The organism is Mycobacterium sp. pUA109, assembly GCF_041287095.1.
In the GTDB taxonomy this organism is placed as follows: Bacteria; Actinomycetota; Actinomycetes; order Mycobacteriales; family Mycobacteriaceae; genus Mycobacterium.
Window position 1 is genome coordinate 1 of the sequence record NZ_JBGGKS010000032.1, and the last position, 19,134, is coordinate 19,134.

General features: G+C 66.7%; 17 protein-coding genes. 11 read left to right on the forward strand and 6 right to left on the reverse strand.

The window, feature by feature from the left end:
* Positions 1–131 precede the first annotated feature (131 nt).
* Together ACAG26_RS25840 and ACAG26_RS25845 are read right to left on the reverse strand one after the other, a co-directional pair.
* Positions 132–1,439, reverse strand: a complete 1,308-nt coding sequence (locus ACAG26_RS25840) for a salicylate synthase (protein ID WP_370485977.1) — start codon at positions 1,437–1,439, stop codon at positions 132–134.
* Positions 1,440–1,505: 66 nt separating this feature from the next.
* Complete coding sequence (locus tag ACAG26_RS25845) at positions 1,506–2,615, reverse strand: zinc-binding dehydrogenase (RefSeq protein WP_370485937.1); 1,110 nt, start codon at positions 2,613–2,615, stop codon at positions 1,506–1,508.
* A 95-nt stretch (positions 2,616–2,710) separates the two neighbouring features.
* Here ACAG26_RS25845 and ACAG26_RS25850 point away from each other — a divergent pair, with 95 nt between their 5' ends.
* Entirely contained in the window at positions 2,711–3,610 is a 900-nt protein-coding gene (locus ACAG26_RS25850; RefSeq protein WP_370485938.1) for a LysR family transcriptional regulator, read from the forward strand.
* A gap of 6 nt (positions 3,611–3,616) precedes the next feature.
* Here ACAG26_RS25850 and ACAG26_RS25855 read toward each other — a convergent pair whose 3' ends face one another.
* Positions 3,617–4,111, reverse strand: coding sequence for a hypothetical protein (locus ACAG26_RS25855; RefSeq protein WP_370485939.1), 495 nt, complete (start codon positions 4,109–4,111; stop codon positions 3,617–3,619).
* 215 nt (positions 4,112–4,326) lie between these two features.
* On the opposite strand from ACAG26_RS25855, the gene ACAG26_RS25860 reads away from it, so the two are divergent.
* Positions 4,327–4,551: a hypothetical protein gene (locus ACAG26_RS25860; protein ID WP_370485940.1), complete on the forward strand. Its 225-nt coding sequence runs from the start codon at positions 4,327–4,329 to the stop codon at positions 4,549–4,551.
* A gap of 61 nt (positions 4,552–4,612) precedes the next feature.
* Here the strand turns inward: ACAG26_RS25860 and ACAG26_RS25865 are convergent, their stop codons facing one another.
* A complete protein-coding gene (locus tag ACAG26_RS25865; RefSeq protein ID WP_370485941.1) occupies positions 4,613–5,104 on the reverse strand; it encodes a hemerythrin domain-containing protein in 492 nt (163 codons plus the stop codon).
* On the reverse strand, positions 5,101–6,123 hold the full coding sequence (locus ACAG26_RS25870; protein ID WP_370485942.1) for a Rieske 2Fe-2S domain-containing protein: 1,023 nt from the start codon (positions 6,121–6,123) through the stop codon (positions 5,101–5,103). The genes ACAG26_RS25865 and ACAG26_RS25870 overlap by 4 nt, the downstream gene beginning before the upstream one ends.
* Before the next feature lie 591 nt (positions 6,124–6,714).
* On the opposite strand from ACAG26_RS25870, the gene ACAG26_RS25875 reads away from it, so the two are divergent.
* The 7 genes from ACAG26_RS25875 to ACAG26_RS25905 all read left to right on the forward strand — a co-directional run bounded on the left by ACAG26_RS25875 (position 6,715) and on the right by ACAG26_RS25905 (position 17,065).
* Positions 6,715–7,818, forward strand: a complete 1,104-nt coding sequence (locus tag ACAG26_RS25875; protein WP_370485943.1) for a YncE family protein — start codon at positions 6,715–6,717, stop codon at positions 7,816–7,818.
* A 27-nt stretch (positions 7,819–7,845) separates the two neighbouring features.
* On the forward strand, positions 7,846–8,574 hold the full coding sequence (locus ACAG26_RS25880; RefSeq protein ID WP_370485944.1) for a cyclase family protein: 729 nt from the start codon (positions 7,846–7,848) through the stop codon (positions 8,572–8,574).
* Between the two features lie 104 nt (positions 8,575–8,678).
* Positions 8,679–10,706: a serine/threonine-protein kinase gene (locus tag ACAG26_RS25885; protein WP_370485978.1), complete on the forward strand. Its 2,028-nt coding sequence runs from the start codon at positions 8,679–8,681 to the stop codon at positions 10,704–10,706.
* 156 nt (positions 10,707–10,862) lie between these two features.
* A complete protein-coding gene (locus tag ACAG26_RS25890; protein WP_370485945.1) occupies positions 10,863–12,854 on the forward strand; it encodes a serine/threonine-protein kinase in 1,992 nt (663 codons plus the stop codon).
* 163 nt (positions 12,855–13,017) lie between these two features.
* Positions 13,018–15,015, forward strand: coding sequence for a protein kinase (locus tag ACAG26_RS25895; protein WP_370485979.1), 1,998 nt, complete (start codon positions 13,018–13,020; stop codon positions 15,013–15,015).
* Between the two features lie 51 nt (positions 15,016–15,066).
* Positions 15,067–15,531 (forward strand): serine/threonine-protein kinase, encoded by a 465-nt coding sequence (locus ACAG26_RS25900; protein ID WP_370485980.1) that lies wholly within the window; start codon positions 15,067–15,069, stop codon positions 15,529–15,531.
* A 46-nt stretch (positions 15,532–15,577) separates the two neighbouring features.
* Positions 15,578–17,065, forward strand: coding sequence for a hypothetical protein (locus ACAG26_RS25905; RefSeq protein WP_370485946.1), 1,488 nt, complete (start codon positions 15,578–15,580; stop codon positions 17,063–17,065).
* A gap of 6 nt (positions 17,066–17,071) precedes the next feature.
* Here the strand turns inward: ACAG26_RS25905 and hemW are convergent, their stop codons facing one another.
* On the reverse strand, positions 17,072–18,238 hold the full coding sequence (gene hemW, locus ACAG26_RS25910; RefSeq protein ID WP_370485947.1) for a radical SAM family heme chaperone HemW: 1,167 nt from the start codon (positions 18,236–18,238) through the stop codon (positions 17,072–17,074).
* A gap of 128 nt (positions 18,239–18,366) precedes the next feature.
* Between hemW and ACAG26_RS25915 the strand changes: the two genes are divergently transcribed.
* Together ACAG26_RS25915 and ACAG26_RS25920 are read left to right on the forward strand one after the other, a co-directional pair.
* Positions 18,367–18,621 carry an antitoxin gene (locus ACAG26_RS25915; protein WP_370485948.1) on the forward strand — a complete coding sequence of 85 codons (255 nt, stop codon included), beginning with the start codon at positions 18,367–18,369 and terminating at the stop codon, positions 18,619–18,621.
* On the forward strand, positions 18,618–19,052 hold the full coding sequence (locus ACAG26_RS25920; protein WP_370485949.1) for a type II toxin-antitoxin system VapC family toxin: 435 nt from the start codon (positions 18,618–18,620) through the stop codon (positions 19,050–19,052). The genes ACAG26_RS25915 and ACAG26_RS25920 overlap by 4 nt, the downstream gene beginning before the upstream one ends.
* Positions 19,053–19,134 lie beyond the last annotated feature (82 nt).

A 19,134-nucleotide genomic window follows, 5' to 3' on the forward strand; every position in this document is an offset into this window, starting at 1 on the left:
TTGACGAACTACGTAGAGACGAGGACCGGGGCACAGCCCCCCAACCCCTTGACAAAAACCCCTTACGAAGGTGTCCCCGCCCGACACGCCGAACAAAAACCCGGATCTGCGCACGCTCGCGGGGTTACGAGTCAAGTCCGGGCGATCAGGTACGGCGCCAGGGTGCCCAGCTTCTCGCAGGTCTCCTCGAACTCGCGGTCGGGGCTGGACACGTCGATGATGCCGGCGCCGGCCCGCAGCCAGGTCCGGCCGTCGCGTTCGTAGGCGGCCCGCAGCGTCAGCGCGGCGTCCAGCTCGCCGTCGGCGGAAAACGTCACCACCGCACCGGAATACAGCCCCCGCGGGCATTCGTCGAGGCGCAGAATGGCGTCCACCCCGGCGGCCTTGGGGATGCCGGACGCGGTGACCGCCGGGAACAGGGCCTCCAGCGCATCCATCCGGTCGTGCGCCGGGTCCAGCCGGGCGCTGACCGTCGAGCCCAGGTGCTGCACGCTGCCCCGCTCCCGCACCGTCATGAAATCGGTGACGGCGGCGCTGCCGGGCTCGGCGACCTCGTCGATCTCGGCCATCGAAGTGCGCACCGAGATGGCGTGTTCGACGATCTCCTTGGCGTCGGACTCCAGGTCCTCGCGGGCCTGCCGATCGTGCACGTCGCCGCGGCCCAGCGCTCGGGTGCCGGCCAGCGGTTCGGTGACCACCACCCCGTCGCGGCGGACCGCCGCCACCAGCTCCGGGCTGAAGCCCAGCGCCCGGATCCCGCCCAGCCGCAACAGGAATGACCGCACCGGGGTGGTGTGCCGCCGGGCCCGCCGATAGGTGGACGGAAAGTCCACGGCGAACGGCACGTCGACGCAGCGCGACAGGATCACCTTCTGGTAGCGGTCGCCGCGGATCTCGTCGATGGCCGACGCCACCCGGTGCCGGTAGTCGGCCCCATCGGCGCCCACCTCGACCGCGGACGGGGCCGGGGTCGCCGGCACCCCGTCGGCCAGCAGCCGATCCAGCACCGCGCGATGCCGGTCCTCGGCGTCGAACAGGCGGATCTCCTCGGCGGTGACGACGATGCGGGTCTGCGGCCAAAACACCCGCGCCAGCGGGGTTCCCGGCGCCAGCCGGTGCTGCAGCCCGAACCGGTAGGCGCCGAATTCAAAGGCGATCCAGCCGAACGCGTGGTCGGTCTCCAGCAGCAGCCGGTCCACCGCCTCGCCGAGGGCCTCCCCCGGGCGTCCGGACCAGTCCTGGCGTTGGGTGACGCCGTCGCGAACGATGCGCAGCTCGTCGTTGTCGAGTTCGACGCTGGCCTGCACGCCGATGGCCAGGGTCCAGGCCCCGTCGCGTTCGTAGAGCAGGTATTCGGCGCCGTCGCGTTCCGGCAGCGCCGCGGCCAGCTCGGCCGCCAGGTCGGCCGGCGCGATATCGGCGGCCAACGCGACCGACAGCGACGCGGCGTTCGGGGGGCTGGGCTGGGCACTGACCTCGGTCACGGTTAGTAAATGTAGCCTAACCTATCCACGAGGTGGGGTGGCCCCTCCCGCCGGCGTGATGACGGTGCGCTCGAACGGCCCGCCGTGGTCGGCCGCGTGCTGCACCGCGGCGCCGGCATCGTCCAGCGCGAACGTGGTGACGCGGTCCTGGCTGAGGTCAAGCAGGCCGGCGCGCACCAGCGCGATGAGCTGCGGAGTCGCCGAGCGGGGACACATGAACTGGCCGCGGACGGTCACCGAGTTGCGCATCAGCCAGGGATAGGGCAGCCAGAGATCGTCGCCGCCGAGCATTCCGACCCCGCCCATCAGCACCACGCGGCCGTACTCGCGGACCGTCATGGCCGCGGTGCGCACCGCGGTGACGTCGGCCGCGGGTGGCAACAGGTCGAGCACGACGTCGATGGGCCCGGCGGCGTCGCGCATAGCCGCGCGGTCGGCGTCGGCATCTCCGCTCAGGGTGACGGTGCGGACCCGCGCGCCGAACCGTCGCCGAAGATCCGCCAGCACGGTCTCGTTGCGGCCCGGCGCGACCACGCGGGCGGCGCCCATCGCCAGCGCCACCGCCACCCCGCTGCTGCCGAAGTTGCCGGTCGCCCCGCTGACCAGCAGCGTCTCGCCGGCCCGAAGGTCGGCGGCCAGCAGTCCGGCGTACGGCACCAGTGGCACGACGATGGCCGACCAGCGCGCCGCCTGCTCGACATCGAGGTCGTCGACGCCCAGCGGTACCGCGCTTTCGGTCGGCACCACCATCCGCTCGGCGAACGCACCGTGGTGGAAGTGGCGGGACAGTTGCAGACCGCCGTCGCCGCGGGCGCTCCAACCCTGCAACGCGATGTCGGGTGTGCGGGCATCGTCGCGCGAGCGGACGGTGGGGTCACACAACACCAACGCGCCGGGCTCAAGGCGGGTGGCGTCCGGCCCGGCGGCGAGCACCCGCCCGATCGCGCCGACACCCGGGATGACCGGCGGCTCCAGCAGATACTTGCGGGCGCCGCTGAACACCTCCGCCGCATACGGCAACACGCAGGCGGCCAAGACCTCGACCAGCACCTCCCCGGTACCGATGGTCGGTTCCGCGACGTCCCGGATCGCCAAGGGCGCACCGAACCGCTCCAACACCGCTGCCTTCATCGCTCACCTCGTTCGTCGTCGCCTGGACCGAGCGTAGGAACCGATTCAGGCATGCGTCTAACGAAACTTCGGCATATAGGTCATGCTGTTTCCTCATGGACTTCTCGCTGACCGGCCTGCGGGTGCTGCGCGAAATCGCCGAACGCGGCACCTTCACCGCGGCCGCCGAGGAACTCGGCTACACCCAATCGGCGGTCTCGCGCCAGGTCGCCGCCCTGGAACGCGTGGCCGGCACCGCGTTATTCGATCGGGGCACCGCCGCAACGCGGTTGACGCCAGCCGGCCTGACCCTGCTGCGCCACGCCCGGCTGGTCCTCGACGAACTCGCCGCGGCCCGCCGCGAGCTGTCCGGCGACGACGCGGTGCGCCAGGAGGTGCGGTTGGGCGCCTACATCAGCGCCGGGGCGGCGCTGCTCCCAGCGACGTTAACCAGCCTGCGCCGCCAGCACCCCGAGATCCGGGTCACCACCCGGGAGGGCACGACGCCCGCGCTGGTGCGCGCACTGCGGGCCGGGACCCTCGACCTCGCCGTGATCAGTTCCCGTGCGCCACACCGCCCGCCGGACACCGAACTGCCCCGGCTGACCACCGAAACCCTCGCCGAAAGCAACCTGGTGATCGCCGCCCCGGCCACCGGGCGGTTCGCCGGCCGCGACGCCGTGGCCGTCGCCGAACTGATCGACGTCGACTGGATCGCCAGCCCCTCCAGTGCCGCCGAGCCGCTAATGGGGGTGTGGCCGGGACTGCCCGGTCGCCCGCGCATTGCCCACCACGCGCGTGATTGGCTGACCAAGCTGCGGTTGGTGGCCGCGGGGTGCGGCGTCACCACGATCCCGACCAACCTCGCCCCGACGTTGCCCGACGGCGTGATCGTGCTGCGCGTCCTCGATGGCCTCGCCGAACGGCGCCGGATGGTGCTGGCCCGACTACCCGGCACGCCGTCCCCGGCGATCAGCTGCGTGATCCGGGCACTGCACGCCCAGCACGACCACTGACCGCGGTTACTTGCCCGACGCCGCCTGCAGCAGCTGGGCCGCCGAACCACTCGACAGCATCCAGCCGCCCTGGTTGACGAAGGTGACGTTCATGGTGCGCGCCGCCAGCTTCGGACCCGAGACGGTCACGTCGGCGCTGGCCGCGCCCGGTCCGGCCGGCGCGATGTTGGCCACGTTGAACGCCAACGGCAGCTCTCCCTTGCTGGCGGCTTTTTGCATGTGGTGGTCGGCCATGGCGGCCTGCACCGGCCCGATGCCGCCTTCCACCAGGTTGCTCTTGTTCGCGAACGGCACATTGGGGTCGGCCAGGCCGTTGAGCACGCCGACCAGCTGATCCGCGGTCGGCAGGGCGGCCGTTTGATCCAGCGGCACTTCGAACACCACGGGCCGGACCTGAGCGGCGGCCGGACTGGCGGATACGGCAAGAACTGTCGCGCCGACGGCCGCGGCTCCGACGGCGGTTAGGGCCGCCACCCCGGCGACAAGGGATTTCACGCTCACGACCGGTCCTCTCGCTTGGGTTCTACCTGAGGTAGAGGTTCACGTTGATACTGCTGTTGTCGCAGTTGTGACCGGTGGTGTTACATCCCGGTGCGTGCGCGCGTCATCGAACGTTTCCGAGGCGTTCACGCGCCTGTCGGCCCGCCGGTGCCGTCCGGCAGCCGATGCTGCGTAGCGTCACGTCCGCTTTGGTAACGACGAGAGGAGCGCCCACCGTGTTCATCATCCGGATGCTGGACGGGGAAGAGGTGCATGCCACCGAGCGCGACCAGCTCACCATCAATCCGGAGTCCGGCGTGCTCACCGTTCACCACGTGGACGGCTTCGAAGAAGCCACCACGCACTATTCACCGGCGGCGTGGCGTTCGGTGACCCACCGCGTCAAGAGCACCGCCCACGGCGCCACCGCGCTCTCCGGGGCGAAAGCCACCCGCAGCTGACGACGCCGAAGCCGGGCGGGAGCAACGGCGCTCCCGCCCGGCTTCGGTGTGTTACTGGGGTCTACAGCGCCCGCAGCAGCGCGGCCCGGCCCTTCACGTGCATCCGCTCGAACTTGGAGTTGCGCAACTCCTCCATCCGAACCGCCATCTTGTGGCCCAGCTCCTCGAGTTCGGCGTCGCTGAGATTCACCGGCGCCGGCGGGGGCACCAGGTCGCGTTCCTCCTCGTCGGCGTGCGCCTCCAGCACGGTGAGGAAACTGTTCCATTCGGCTTCGTAATCGGGCGAGGTGACCGGGGTCCGCAACGCCGCGGCCAGCGCGTCATAGATTTGCCGGTGCTCGGCGTGGGCGATCGCGATCAGGGTGCTGGCCGCGGCCAGCGCCGGGTAGTAGAGGTCGTCCTCAATGCGCATGTGAATGTCGAACTCGAGCAGCAGTTCGTCGAGGATCTCTTGGCGTTCGGTCGAGCCGACGGGCGCGGCTTTGAGCCGGCCACCCAGCCCCCGCAGCGTGTCGTGGTGGGCGCACAGGACGTCGTAGGCGTTGCTGCTCATTGCGCCACTTCCTCTCCCACGCGGCTCGGGGCTTCTAAGGCGTCGGCCTCGACGTAGGTGTGCCGTCCGGATCCGGTCGGTTGCGGTGCGCCGTCACGCAATTCGATCATGCCGTCGCGCAGCCGGGCCTGGTAGCAGGGCAGCGGCGCCGCGGCCGGACCGCGGACCACCTCGCCGGTTTGGGGGTCGAATTGCGAGCCGTGCCACGGGCACACGAGGTGGCCGCGGTCCAGCCAGCCGTCCTCCATGGGCGCCGCCAGGTGCGGGCAGTAGCCGCCGACCGCTGACACCGTGTCGCCGTCGCGGCACAACACCACCCCGACGCCGTCGACCTCGACCCGCTTGGGCTTCTTGCCGCTGGGCAGCGCCGCCGCCGGCAGCACCGGCGTCCAGTCGTCCAGCCGGAGCCGCTGCCCGGACTGGTCGATGCCGATCCCGGATCCGAACACCAGCGCCCCACCCAAAAAGCCGCTGCTGGTGGTGATGCCGTACCCGATGGCGCTGATCGCGATGCCGCGCAGGTGCTTGCCGCGACGACGGTCCCGCCAGGACTGGACGTACAGGCCGGTGGCGATGAGGTTCAGCACCCCGTGCACCGCCCCGATCCGACGGTCCTGCTCGTGGGTGTGCTGCCAGTCGGTGACGCCGGTGACCGCCGAGGCGAGGTTGGCCAGGATGCCCAAGCCGAGGGCACGCTGGGCGAACCGCGACGCGTCGAGCAATTCGGATTTGGGCCGGCCGGGCAGCACGCTGAGCGCGTCCAGCGCCACCGTCGTGCCCAGGGCACCGCTGGTCAGCGATGCCAGCGGCGGGTGCACCGGGTGCCCGAGCCAGACCCCGTTAAGCGCGTTGGTCACCCGGTTGCGGGCGCCGCCGAACGTGTTGAACACGAAGCTCAGCGCGTTCTCGAATCGGTAGCTGGGCCGGTCCAGCCATTCCTGGCGCCCGAGTACGGTCAGTACCCGATTCCCGACCTTATGGAACCGATCCTCCACCCGCGGTGACCGTTGAACCACCATCACACCCGTCCTTTGTCTACTAGCGCCGGACCGACGGCCTTCCGTCGGTGTCTCCGCCCAACCCGGCCGGGCCCCATTGCCAGGACAGGTGTGCATCCCTTCCGCTTTCGCGGATCAGCGTAGACCCGGTGTGTGAATTAGCTGACAACAGGGTGGGCGCGCGGGTTGTCAATGCGCGACGGTTGCTGGGAATCTGCTGTAAATCCTTTGATTAACCGATTGTTTACCGTGCTCTGACGTGGCGATTCGATGCTGGTCCACCAGCGCGCAAGTCGAACGGCGATCGTCGCTCACAGTCATTTCACAGCGCGAGTGCGGATCTTGATTAGCGGATATTCCTCGGCTTCAACTCCGCAGATTCGGTTCTGCTAACGGCGTCGGTTCGGGCGACGACCGCGGAAGCTCTGAACCCCGGCGAGCCGTCCGGCATCGGCAGCGGCCAACCGGCTAGTGCGACCGCTACGTCGGCAGGTCCGCGGGTCTTCACATCCTGGCCATGATCGTGGTCCGCTACGACAACGAAATCGACGAAGCGATTGCCTGGACCGCGAACAGCCCAGATCGCAAGCTGCACCGGGAGGGGAGAAACCCGTGACCAACGATCCGGAGCTTCGAGTTGGTCCGCCGGTCGGCACCGTGGAGCGACCGCGTCGCGGGCGGCGACGCTGGATCGCACTACTCGCCACCGCAGCGATCCTGGTCGTGGCGGCAGCCACCGCGATCGCCTACCGCGTCAACAGCCGAGACGGCCGACCTGCGGCCGGATTGCCGAACCCGACCTCGGTGACGCCGTACCCCATCACCACCGTCACGGTCGGCACGTTCCCGACCGATGTGGCCATTGATCCGGCCGCCCACACCGCCTACGTCGTGAACAACGCCGACCACGCCGTGTCGGTGATCGACACCGCCGAGCGCACCGTTGCGGCGACTATCAACGTGGGCAAGGGCCCATGGCGTGTGGCGGTCGATCCCGCAGCCCACACCGCCTACACCACCAACCAAGTCGACGGCACCGTGTCGGTGATCGACACCACCACCAATACCGTCGCCGCCACCATCACCGTCGGCGATGACCCGCGAGGGGTGGCCGTCGACCCGGATGCCCATAGCGTGTACGTCGCGAATTTGATGGACGGCACGGTGTCGGTGATCGACGCCTCCACCCGCACGCTCACCGGCACGATCAAGGTCGGTGTCCAACCGATGGAGGTGGCCGTCGACCCGGCAATCCACACCGTCTACGTCCAAAACGGGGTCGACCGCACCGTATCGGTGATCGACACCACCACCAACACCGTCACTGCCACCATCAAATTCGGCGCGATCCTCGCTGGGCTGACCGTCGATCCGGCCACCCACGCGGTCTATGTCGCCGAGCCATGGGAGAACCTCGTGTCGATCGTCGACCCCGCGACCTGCACCGTCTCGGGCACCATCACGGTGGCCCGTCCCGGCCACCTCGCCATCGACGCGGACACCCACACCGGCTATGCCGCCCGACCCGGTGACGCTCCCTTCCGCGCGATCGACACCGTCTCCGTGATCGACACGGCCTTCCGGCGTGTCACCGCCACCGTGACGGTCGGTGTCACGGCCCGCGCAGGCGCCGTCGACCCCACCACCCACGCCGTCTACGTCACCAACATGGGGGACGGCACCGTGTCGGTGATTGAGCCGAACAACACGCTGTGAATGCAAATGGGGGAAGGAGCGGACTGCATGCTCGACGAGTTTCTGGGCGTCGCCGGGGTCGAAGTGGTGAACTTGTCGCACAGCTGGGCTCCGGGGGAAGTCTGTCACTATCCCGGCGATCCCGAGTACCAGCTGGAGTCGGTGGCCACTCTGGAAAACGACGGCTACGCGCTCAACCGGGTGTCGGTCGGTGAGCACACCGGAACCCACTGGGGCGCACCGTGCCATTTCAACGCCGGAGAGGCCGCCGCGGATGGACTCGACCCGCAGGATTTTTTCCTCCCCGGCGTGGTCGTCGACATCCAGCACAAAGCGGTCGGCAATGACGACTACGCGGTGAGCGTCCACGACCTCCAAGATTGGGAGTCTACCCACGGGCAGTTCCCCACCGAGTGCGCGGTGATCCTCAACACCGGCTGGCATAAGCGCTGGCCGACAGAACATTTCAGCAATCTCGACGAAAACCGCGTGCCCCGCCACCCCGGGTTCTCGCTCGAGGCCCTGCACTGGCTACAAAACCGTGGGAGCCTGGGTCGACGCGGCGCGTTGGGAACCGATGCGTTCAGCCCGGACGTCGGCGCCGACAAAACCTTCGCCGTCTCGAAAGCCCTGTACCGCGAACACCGGATCAGCCTCGAAGTCCTGGCGAACCTCGACCAGCTGCCTGCCCGCGGGTTCTGGCTCGCGGTCGGCGGCTTCATCACCGTCAACGGCACCGGCTCCCCGTGCGTCGTGTACGCGCTGCGCGCGCGATGACACCCCCGATGGCAAACCAAATCCTGTCACCGGAGCGTGACGGTGGGCCGTAAGGTGAGCGTGGCGCGTGTCGGTATCGGCGGGAGGTTGCGGGGTTGGACGAGGTGTTCGGTCGCTATCGGCTGCGCGGTCTGCTCGGCGCCGGCGGCATGGGCCAGGTGTTCCGTGCCTACGACACCGAACTGCACCGCGAGGTGGCGATCAAGGTGCTGCCGCCGCAGGCCGCCACCGACCCATCATTTGAGCAACGGTTCCGCCGCGAAGCCCGCACCGCCGCCGGACTCGGTGAACCCCACGTCGTCCCGATCTACGACTCCGGGGAGATCGACGGCCGGCTGTTCATCGCCATGCAACTCATCACCGGCACCGACGTCGCCACCCTCATCAAGCGCCACGGGCCGATGCCGCCCGAGCAGGCAGTGACCATCATCGAACAGGCTGCCGCCGCACTCGACACCGCCCACGACGCCGGGCTGGTGCACCGCGACATCAAACCCGCCAACCTGCTAATCACCCCGAAAAACTTCGTGTACCTGATCGACTTCGGCATCGCCAACGCCGCCGGTCAAACCAAGCTCACCAGCACCGGCGCAGCCATCGGCACCCTGGCCTACATGGCACCGGAACGGTTCACCACCGGACACTGCGACAAACGCGCCGACATCTACGCACTGACCTGCGTACTACACGAATGCCTCACCGGCACAACACCCTACCCAGCCACCAGCGTCGAACAACAAATGTTCGCCCACATCAACGGACCACCACCCAAGCCCAGCCAGGTGCGTCCCGGGATACCCGCCGCGTTTGACGACGTCATCGCGACTGGCATGGCCACAGACCCCGACCAGCGCTACCAACGCGCCGCCGACTTCGCCACCGCCGCGCGCACCGCACTCCATACCACCCCGGCGCCAACCCAACCGGCTTCCACAAATCCTGTATCCACACATGACGACCGTCATCGACGCCTGGGCGAATTCACCACGACTGCCCCGACCATGCTAGCCGCCACCCAACCGGCCACGCCGTCACCATTGCTGCCCCGGCCTCTGCTCCGCCGCGGTATGCGGCGACGCTGGATCGCAGTGCTCACCGCCGCGGTGCTCGTCTTGGCGGCAGCAATCACCACCGGGGTTGCCTATTGGATGAACAACCGATTTGGCAAGCCAACAGCTGCGACTACAAACCCGACCGCCATCTTGGCTAGCACGCCCCGCACCGTCACTGCCATCGTCAAAACAGGTGCTTCCCCGGGTCTCGTGGCAGTCGACTCGGCCCTCCACACCGCCTATGTCACCGACACCCACGATGGCACCGTCTCGGTGATCGACACCACAACTAATACCGTCACCACCACAATCAAAGTCGGCCGCCTCGCCGCCGGAGTGGCGGTCGACCAAGACACCCACACTGCCTACATCACCAACATCGATGACAGAACGGTGTCGGTGATCGACGCGAAATCCGACACCGTCACCACGACAATTCCTGTCAGGATCTCACCGGAAACACCCTCTGTGGATCTTTTGGAGGGAATAGCCGTAGACCCGTCCACACATGTTGTCTATGTCACTAGTGGACGCGAGAGCGGCGCCGTGCTCGGTTTGGACAGCAAATCTGTCATTGCCAATATCCCCGTCGGCGAGTGGCCGGGCAGAATCGCCATCGACCCGACGAGCCACACCGCCTACACCGCCAACAAGGACGGCAACTCCCTGTCGGTGATCGACACGACCACCAACACCGTCACGACCACGATCTACTTCATCGACCACCCTGAAGATGTGGCCGTCGACAGCGCTGCCCACACCATTTATGTCACTGAGAGCTCAGGCGATACCGTATCGGTGATCGACGGAACCTCCAACACCGTCATCTCCAACATCAAAGTCAACGGGTACTCAAGCGGGGTCGCCGTCGACCCCGCGATCCACACCGCCTATGTCATTACCTCCGGTGGCGACAATAGCGGCCGCATGTCGGTGATCGACACCGGCACGAACACCGTTACGTCGACCGTCAAACTAGGCAAACTTCCCTTAGGCGTGGCCGTCGACCCCGCCACACACACTGTCTACGTCACAAATAGCGGCGATGGCACCGTGTCGGTGATCGGGCCAACCCGTTGAACGCGGTTCGATGTGCGACTAGCAGGTGCGCCCCCTGCACATATCGCTCACCTAAGCCGGTCGTCCGGTCCGTTCCACAGCGAATCCCATTTACATCTCCAAACCGGGAGGGTGACCATGGCGGCCATTTCTCAAGTGTTGGGGAGGTAGCTCGGATTGGATGAAGTATTCGGCCGCTACCGCCTGCGGGGGCTACTGGGCGCGGGCGGCATGGGCCAGGTGTTTCGGGCCTACGACACCCAGCTGCACCGCGATGTGGCTATAAAGGTCCTGCCGCCACAAGCCGCCGCCGACCCGACGTTTGAGCAACGGTTTCGCCGCGAGGCTCGCGCTGCCGCGGGGCTTGGGGAACCCCATGTGGTGACGATCTACGACTCCGGGGAGATCGACGGCCGGCTGTTCATCGCCATGCAATTGGTCAACGGCACCGATGTCGCCACACTGATGAGACACCACGGGCCGATGCCACCCGAACAGGCCGTTAGCATCATCGAACAGGCTGCTGCCGCACTCGACACCGCGCACGCCGCCGGACTGGTCCACCGCGACGTCAAACCCGCCAACCTGCTGGTCACCCCGAAAAACTTCGTGTACCTGATCGACTTCGGCATCGCTAACGCCGCCGGTCAAACAAAACTCACCAGTACCGGCGCCGCACTCGGCACTGTCTCCTACATGGCACCGGAACGCTTCACCACCGGCAAATGCGACAGCCGCGCCGACATCTACGCCCTGACATGCGTGCTACACGAGTGCCTAACCGGCATAAAACCATACCCAGCCACCAACGTCGAACAGCAAATGCTTGCGCACGTCAACGGCCCCCCACCACGACCCAGCCAAACTCGCGCCGGAGTCCCGACGACATTCGATGACGTTATCGCCTGCGGCATGGCCACAAACCCAGACCACCGCTACCAGACCTCCGGACACCTCGCCGCCGCCGCCCGTCGCGCACTTTCGGCATTCCCGACCACCGCGAATTCGGCGCCGACGCAAGCGCATACGGCGAACCCGTGGGCGCCGACCAACCCTACTGACCACAATCCGACCGCGACCGCGCCCACCACACTCGCCCCGACCCAACCGGCGATCGTCAACAGGACACAACCGGCTTCGCCGCGAGCGCGGTTGCGGCGACACTTGATCACGGCCACCGTCGCCACTGTGGCCGCCGTAGCCGCCATTACTTGCTGGGTCTACACCCGTGATGACAATCCGCCCGTGTCGACCGGCAACTCAACCACCGCGGCCAGCATCGGCACCACCACCACCACGATCAAAATCGGTGACGCGCCGCGCGGTATCGCCATCGACACCACTACACACACCGCCTACGCCACCGATTTCGGCGCTAACACTGTTTCGGCGATCGACCTTGCAACCAACACCGTCAAGGCCACCATCGATGTCGGTAACGGCCCGCAGGAGGTGGCCATCGACCCCACGCGCCATACCGCTTACACCTGCGACCTCCACGACGGCGCCGTGTCAGTGATCGACACCGCAACCAACACGGTCACCGCCGTCATAAAACTGGGTACGAGGTCGACAGGTATCGCCGCCGATCCGGCCACTCACACCGTCTACGCTGCCAACACCGCCACCAACGGCGCTAGCAACGTGTCGGTGATTGATACGACCACTAACACCGTCACCACGACGATCCCAGTCGGCGGAGGAGCGTGGGGCGTCGCTGTCGATAGCGTCTCTCGCACTGCGTATGTCACCGGCCACGGCAGCATTCTGTCGGTGATCGACACCGCCACCAACACCGTTACGACCACCATAAAAGTCGATGGTTACGCGGAAGGTGTGGCTGTCAACCCCGCGGCCCACACCGCCTACATCACCAACTCCGGCGGCAGCACAGTTTCAGGGATCGACACCGCCACTAACACCGTCGCGGCCACCATCAACGTCGGCAAGCGCCCGTCTGGCGTGGCTGTTGACGACACTGCCCACACTGCCTACATCGCCAACTTCGATGACAACACCGTGTCGGTGATCGACACCGCCACTAACACCATCACGTCTACCATCTCCGTCGGCAAGCAACCATCTGGTGTGGCCGTGGATCCCACTACCCATACGGCCTACGTCACCAATTTCGGTGACGGGACCGTCTCGGTGATCAAGGACCACTGAGCGGCACAACCGGCCACATGCGTCGGCCAATATCCGTACGTCCCCACACGTTTGCATATTTGACGTTTGACTAGTTGCGGAATGCCGTCGTGGGACCGCTCCTCAACGCCGTAAGGTGAGCGTGACGGACGAGCGAGGTCGGGGGTATCGAAGCGTGGATGAGATGTTCGGCCGCTACCGGTTGCAGGGGTTGCTCGGCGCAGGCGGCATGGGCCAAGTGTTCCGCGCCCACGACACCCAACTGCACCGCGAGGTCGCCATCAAGGTCTTGCCACCGCAGGCCGCCACCGACGCGACGTTCGAGCAACGGTTTCGCCGTGAAGCCCGCACCGCCGCAGCGTTGGATGAGCCCCATGTGATCCCGATCTTTGATTCCGGGGAGATCAACGGTCGGCTGTTTATTGCCATGCAACTGATCAACGGCACTGACATCGCAAGCCTATTGAGCCACCATGGCCCGATGCCGCCCGAACAGGCGGTCAGCATTGTTGAGCAGGCCGCGGCCGCCCTCGATGCCGCTCATGACGCCAATCTCGTGCACCGCGACGTTAAACCCGCCAACCTGCTGGTTGCGCCCACCGGCTTTGTCTACCTCATCGACTTCGGCATCGCCCGCACTTCTGGTCAAACTAAATTGACGGGCACGGGGGCAGCAATCGGCACCTTGGCCTACATGGCCCCCGAACGGTTTCTCAGCGGGCAGGCCGACAAACGTGCCGACATCTACGCGCTGACCTGTGTGCTGTACGAATGCCTCACCGGCACAACACCTTATCCAGCCAAGAGCGTCGAACAACAGATGTTCGCCCACGTCAACGGGCCACCACCGCGGCCCAGCTTAATTCAACCCAGCGTTCCCACAGCATTTGACTACGTCATCGCCCACGGCATGGCCCGCGACCCCGACCAGCGCTACCAAAGCGCCGGTGCCCTCGCCGCCGCCGCCCGCACCGCACTGCATGGCACTGCAACACCACCGCAACCAGCCACTGTCAATACGGTGCCGGTACCCTTTTCCGACGATCATGACGGTCTCGCCGGCGCACTTGCCCCCACGCAATCGGCCATCGCCTCACCGTCGCAAGCATTGCCGCGCACCCGATCGCGGCGGCGCGTGGTCGCCGCAATCATCGCTGCTGCAATCGTCGTCCTGGCTGCCACAACCTCAGTTACCTACTGGGCAGGCGACCGGCGCGACCGGCCGGCAAAACCGGCAAAGGCAGACAACAACCCGACGCCAGTCTCGGCCAGCACGCCCCGCACCGTCACCGCCACCATCAAAGTCGGCGATCATCCAGGCCTGATAGCTGTGGACCCCACGACGCACACCGTCTACCTCACCCAGCCCGTGGAAGATACCGTCGCCGTCATCGATCCCGCCACCAACACCATCGCCACCACCGTCAAAGTCGGCGAGATCCCGGCAGGGGACCGCAATACGCAGGAAGGTGTGGCCGTCGATCCCGCCGCTCACACCCTCTACGCGGCCAAGACCCGCACCGACGGCACGGTAGCGGTGATCGACACCACCACCAACACCGTCACCGCCACCATCAAAGTCGGCGAGTTCCCGATGGGAATAGCCGTCGACCCCACGAGCCACACCGCCTACGCCGTCAACGCCCACGACGACACCGTCTCGGCGATCGACACCACCACCAACACCGTCACCGCCACCATCAAAGTCGGCAAGCTCCCGATGGGAATCGCCGTCGACCCCGCCAGCCACACCGCCTACGTCACCAACTCTGGTGATGACACCGTCTCGGTTATCGACACCACCACCAACACCATCAGCAGCACGGTCTACTTCGTCAAAAGCGCGCATTGGGTGGCCGTCGACCCCACCAGCCACACAGCCTACGTCACCAACTACACCAACCAAACCGTGTCGGCAATCGACACCACCACCAACGCCATCACCACCACCATCAAAGTCAGCGGATCACCGGAAGGAATAGCCGTCGACCCCACCAGCCACACCGCCTACGTCGTCAACTCCACCGATGACTCGGTGTCGCTGATCGACACCACCGCCAACTCTGTCGCCGCGACCATCAAAGTCGGCCGATTCCCGGATGGAATAGCCGTCGACTCCAGCACCCACACCGCCTACGTCGTCAGCCGGATTGACAACACCGTGTCGGTGATCGCGCCATAGGCTGAGCGATGGGCCTGTCTCAAGTGTTGGAGGTACCTCAGGTTGGATGAGATGTTCGGCCGCTATCGGCTGCGCGGGTTGCTTGGTGCGGGCGGTATGGGTCAGGTGTTTCGGGCCTACGACACGGAGTTGGACCGCGAGATCGCAATCAAGGTGCTCCCGCCGGATGCTGCTGCCGACCCGACATTCGAGGCACGGTTTCGCCGCGAAGCGGTCGCCGCTGCCGGCCTCGGCGAACCCCACGTAATCCCGATCTATGATTCCGGTGAAATCGGCGGTCGGCTGTTCATCGCCATGCAACTCATCAACGGCACCGACGTGGCGACCCTGCTGTCCCGCCACGGCCCAATGCCACCCGAACAGGCGGTCAGCATTGGTGGGCAGGCCGCCGCCGCCCTCGACGCCGCCCACGATGCCGGACTGGTGCACCGCGACGTCAAACCCGCCAACCTACTGGTCACGCCGAAGGGCTTTGTCTACCTCATCGACTTCGGTATCGCTCGCGCCCCCCGGTGAAACCGCGCTGACCAGTACGGGGGCAGCGATCGGCACCGTGGCCTACATGGCCCCCGAGCGGTTCACGGTCGGCACCGTCGATGCCCGCGCCGACATCTACGCGCTGACCTGCGTGCTGCATGAATGTCTGACCGGCGCCGTCCCGTATCCGGCAACCAGCGTCGAACAGCAAATGTTCGCCCACGTCAACGGGCCACCCCCACGACTCAGCCAGGCCCGGCCCGGCATCCCCGCTGCATTCGACGATGTCATCGCCTGCGGTATGGCCCGCGACCCCGACCGGCGCTACCAGAGGGCAGGTGACCTCGCCATTGCCGCACGTAGCGCCCTCCATGGCATAACACCCATCCGGCCGGGGCCGGTGCCGACCCAGGCAGTGATACCGGATCGGCCTATGCCCTCCCGCGGCGAGACTGATCAGAGCGCCGCCGCGGCCACCGCACTCGCCCAGGCCAAACCGGCCATGTTCAACGACGCTCCAGCGCTGCCGCGCACCCGGTCACGGCGGCGGTTAATCACCGCAATGGCCGCTGCCGCCATCGTCATCGCGGCCAGCGGCACCGCAATCACCTACTGGGCCAACACTCGCGGCGGCAATACATCATCGTCTGCCGATAGCTCAACCGCCCCTTCCCCCACCGCCACCGCGCCCTACTCCGTCGCCGGGACCATCAAAGTTGGAATGGGTGTAGGCGGTATCACCATCGACCCCATCAGCCACACCGCCTACGTCACCACCCTGAGCGCGGTGTCCATCATCGACACGATGTCCAACAGAGTCACCGGCACCATCGGCGTCGAGGGAATACCAAAGAGCGTTGCCGTGGACCCCACCGCCCATACCGCCTACGTCACATACAGCAATGGCAACGCGGTTCCGGTAATCGACACCACCACCAACACCATCACCACAACCATCGGTGTGGGGACGCAACCGAACGGGGTGACTGTGGACCCCACCAGCCACACCGCCTACATCACCGATAGCGATGACCGCAGCGTGTCGGTCGTCGACACCACCACCAACACCATCGCCGCCACTATCAAAGTAGGCAACTACCCGAAAGCGATCGCCGTAGACCCCACCAGCCACACCGCTTACCTTGCTGACTCGTCTTCTGTGCCGGTCATCGACACGATCACCAACACCGTTACCACGACCATTAAAGACGACATGAGTCCAAACGGCGTGGCCGTGGACCCCACCAACCACACCGCCTATGTGACGAACATGGGTGGCCGCAACACCGTGTTGGTCATCGACACGACCACCAACACCATCACCACCACCATCAAAGTCGGCGGGAACCCGTCGGACATGGCCGTGGACTCATCCGCCCATACCGCCTATGTCGTCAACTCCGGCGATGGCACAGTGTCGGCTATCGACACCAACACGAACACCGTCTCGGCCACCATCAAGGTCGGCAAGTGGCTGCAAGGGATAGCGGTCGATCCCACCAACCACAGTGCCTATGTCACCGATGACGACCCCACCAACAGCACCATCTGGGTGATCAAACCCACCCGCTGAACCGACCTACCCCAGCAGCGACCGCACCACCCCGTCGGCCAGCAGTCGGCCGCGGTCGGTGAGCACCAACCGGTCACCCTCCGCGACCAGGAGGCCGTCTTCAACGGCGGTCTGCGCCCGCTCCCCCTCCGCCACGCCAAGACGCGCCACCGCCAACCCCCGCCGCAGCCGCAACGCCAACATCACGTCCTCGGTGTGCCGGTCGGCCTCGGAGAGTTCCTCGAAATCGGCCACCGGCAGCTCGCCATCGCCGATCAACTCCGCATACGCATTGGGGTGCTTGACATTCCACCAGCGCACATCGCCAACAAACCCGTGCGCGCCGGGTCCGGCGCCCCACCACTGGCCCCCATCCCAGTAGCCCAGATTGTGCTGGCATTCCCCACCGGGCCGGCTCCAGTTGGACACCTCGTACCAGGAGAACCCGGCCGCACTCAGCCGCGAATCGAGCAGCTCGTAACGCCGAGCCATCACGTCGTCGTCGGGCGCGGGCAGCTCACCGCGGCGCACCCGGCGGGCCAGGGCGGTGCCGTCCTCGACGATCAGCGCATACGCCGACACGTGGTCGACGCCGGTGTCGAGCGCCACCTCCACCGAGTCCAGCAGGTCATCGTCGGTCTCCCCCGGTGTGCCGTAGATCAAATCCAGGCTGACGTGCTCGAAACCGGCGGCCAGCGCTTCCCGCGCCGCGGCCGCCGACCGGCCCGGCGAGTGCACCCGGTCCAGGGTGGCCAACACCCGCGGCGCCACCGACTGCATGCCCAGCGACACCCGCGTGTAGCCGGCTTCCCGGATCGTGGCAAAGAACTCCGGTGACGTCGACTCCGGGTTGGCTTCGGTGGTGACCTCGGCGTCGGGCGCCAGATCGAAGTGGCTGCGCACCGCGTCGAGCATCATGCCCAGCCGGGCAAAACCCAGCAGCGACGGCGTCCCGCCGCCGACGAACACGGTGTGCACGGTCGGCGCGCCCAGCCGCGCGGCCGCCAACTCCAGCTCCGCGCACAGCGCCGCCAGCCAGGCGTCCGGGTTGACCCCGCCCAACTCGGCCGGCGTGTAGGTGTTGAAGTCGCAGTAGCCGCACCGGGTCAGGCAGAACGGCACATGCAGGTACAGCCCGAACGGTCCGCCCGGGCGCAACCGCAGAGCGGGCAGGTCGACCGGCGCAGAGGGCATGCCAAATGATGCCACGGCGCAACGGCACCGGCCCGTTCGCCGGACACAGCTTCGGTGTGATCCACCAGCTAGGTCAGGAATTCGCGGCAGGCAGCAGCGCACCCGACCTGACCACAGCATGCTAATGTATGAGCATGTCACTGGAGCATCGGCTGCAGATCCTGCTCGATGACGCGCGCCATCGGCGAATCACTGCGATAGCGCGCGAGCGGGGGGTTTCGGTGGCAACCGTCGTGCGTGAAGCCATCGATCGCGGTGTCGCCAGCCCCGGCGAGCGTCGCAAGTCCGCCGGCCAGCGACTTCTCGACGCTCCCGACATGGCCGTCCCCGACGCACCGGAGCTAACAGAGGAATTGGACGCGCTGCGTTCACGCCGCGGATGATCGTGCTCGACACGACGGTGCTCGTCTACGCAAAGGGCGCCGACCACCCGTTCCGTGACCCATGCCGCAAGCTGATCGCGGCGATCGCCGACGAGCGCATCGATGCGACGACCACCCCCGAGGTGATTCAAGAGTTTGTTCACGTTCGCGCTCGCCGCCGTGGCCGCACCGACGCGGTCACCCTCGGCCGTGACTACGCCGAACTACTCTCACCGTTACTGAGCATCACCCGCGATCACCTTCAGCAAGGCTTGGCGTTGTTCGAAACAACACCGCAACTCGGGGCGTTCGACGCCGTCCTCGCGGCCGCAGCCGCTGAGGCCGGCGCGGCCGCCATCGTCTCCGCGGACACGGCGTTCGCCGGCCTACCGGGCGTCGCGCACATCGTTCCCGACGCGAACGGGATCGCGAAGCTGCTCGGCGAGTCCTGACCCCGTCTCGCCCGCGGTGAATGCGCATTCACTCTGCGTCCACGCCGCGAAAGTTCGAGAACAATGCGCCGTGGACGCAGAG

Coding starts and splice junctions, on each gene's coding strand:
- ACAG26_RS25845 (WP_370485937.1), bottom strand. CDS start 2,615: ATGAAGGCAGCGGTGTTGGAGCGGTTCGGTGCGCCCTTGGCGATCCGG.
- ACAG26_RS25905 (WP_370485946.1), top strand. CDS start 15,578: ATGGCCCCCGAGCGGTTCACGGTCGGCACCGTCGATGCCCGCGCCGAC.
- hemW (WP_370485947.1), bottom strand. CDS start 18,238: ATGCCCTCTGCGCCGGTCGACCTGCCCGCTCTGCGGTTGCGCCCGGGC.
- ACAG26_RS25850 (WP_370485938.1), top strand. CDS start 2,711: ATGGACTTCTCGCTGACCGGCCTGCGGGTGCTGCGCGAAATCGCCGAA.
- ACAG26_RS25895 (WP_370485979.1), top strand. CDS start 13,018: ATGTTCGGCCGCTACCGGTTGCAGGGGTTGCTCGGCGCAGGCGGCATG.
- ACAG26_RS25880 (WP_370485944.1), top strand. CDS start 7,846: ATGCTCGACGAGTTTCTGGGCGTCGCCGGGGTCGAAGTGGTGAACTTG.
- ACAG26_RS25900 (WP_370485980.1), top strand. CDS start 15,067: ATGTTCGGCCGCTATCGGCTGCGCGGGTTGCTTGGTGCGGGCGGTATG.
- ACAG26_RS25915 (WP_370485948.1), top strand. CDS start 18,367: ATGAGCATGTCACTGGAGCATCGGCTGCAGATCCTGCTCGATGACGCG.
- ACAG26_RS25865 (WP_370485941.1), bottom strand. CDS start 5,104: ATGAGCAGCAACGCCTACGACGTCCTGTGCGCCCACCACGACACGCTG.
- ACAG26_RS25920 (WP_370485949.1), top strand. CDS start 18,618: ATGATCGTGCTCGACACGACGGTGCTCGTCTACGCAAAGGGCGCCGAC.
- ACAG26_RS25870 (WP_370485942.1), bottom strand. CDS start 6,123: ATGGTGGTTCAACGGTCACCGCGGGTGGAGGATCGGTTCCATAAGGTC.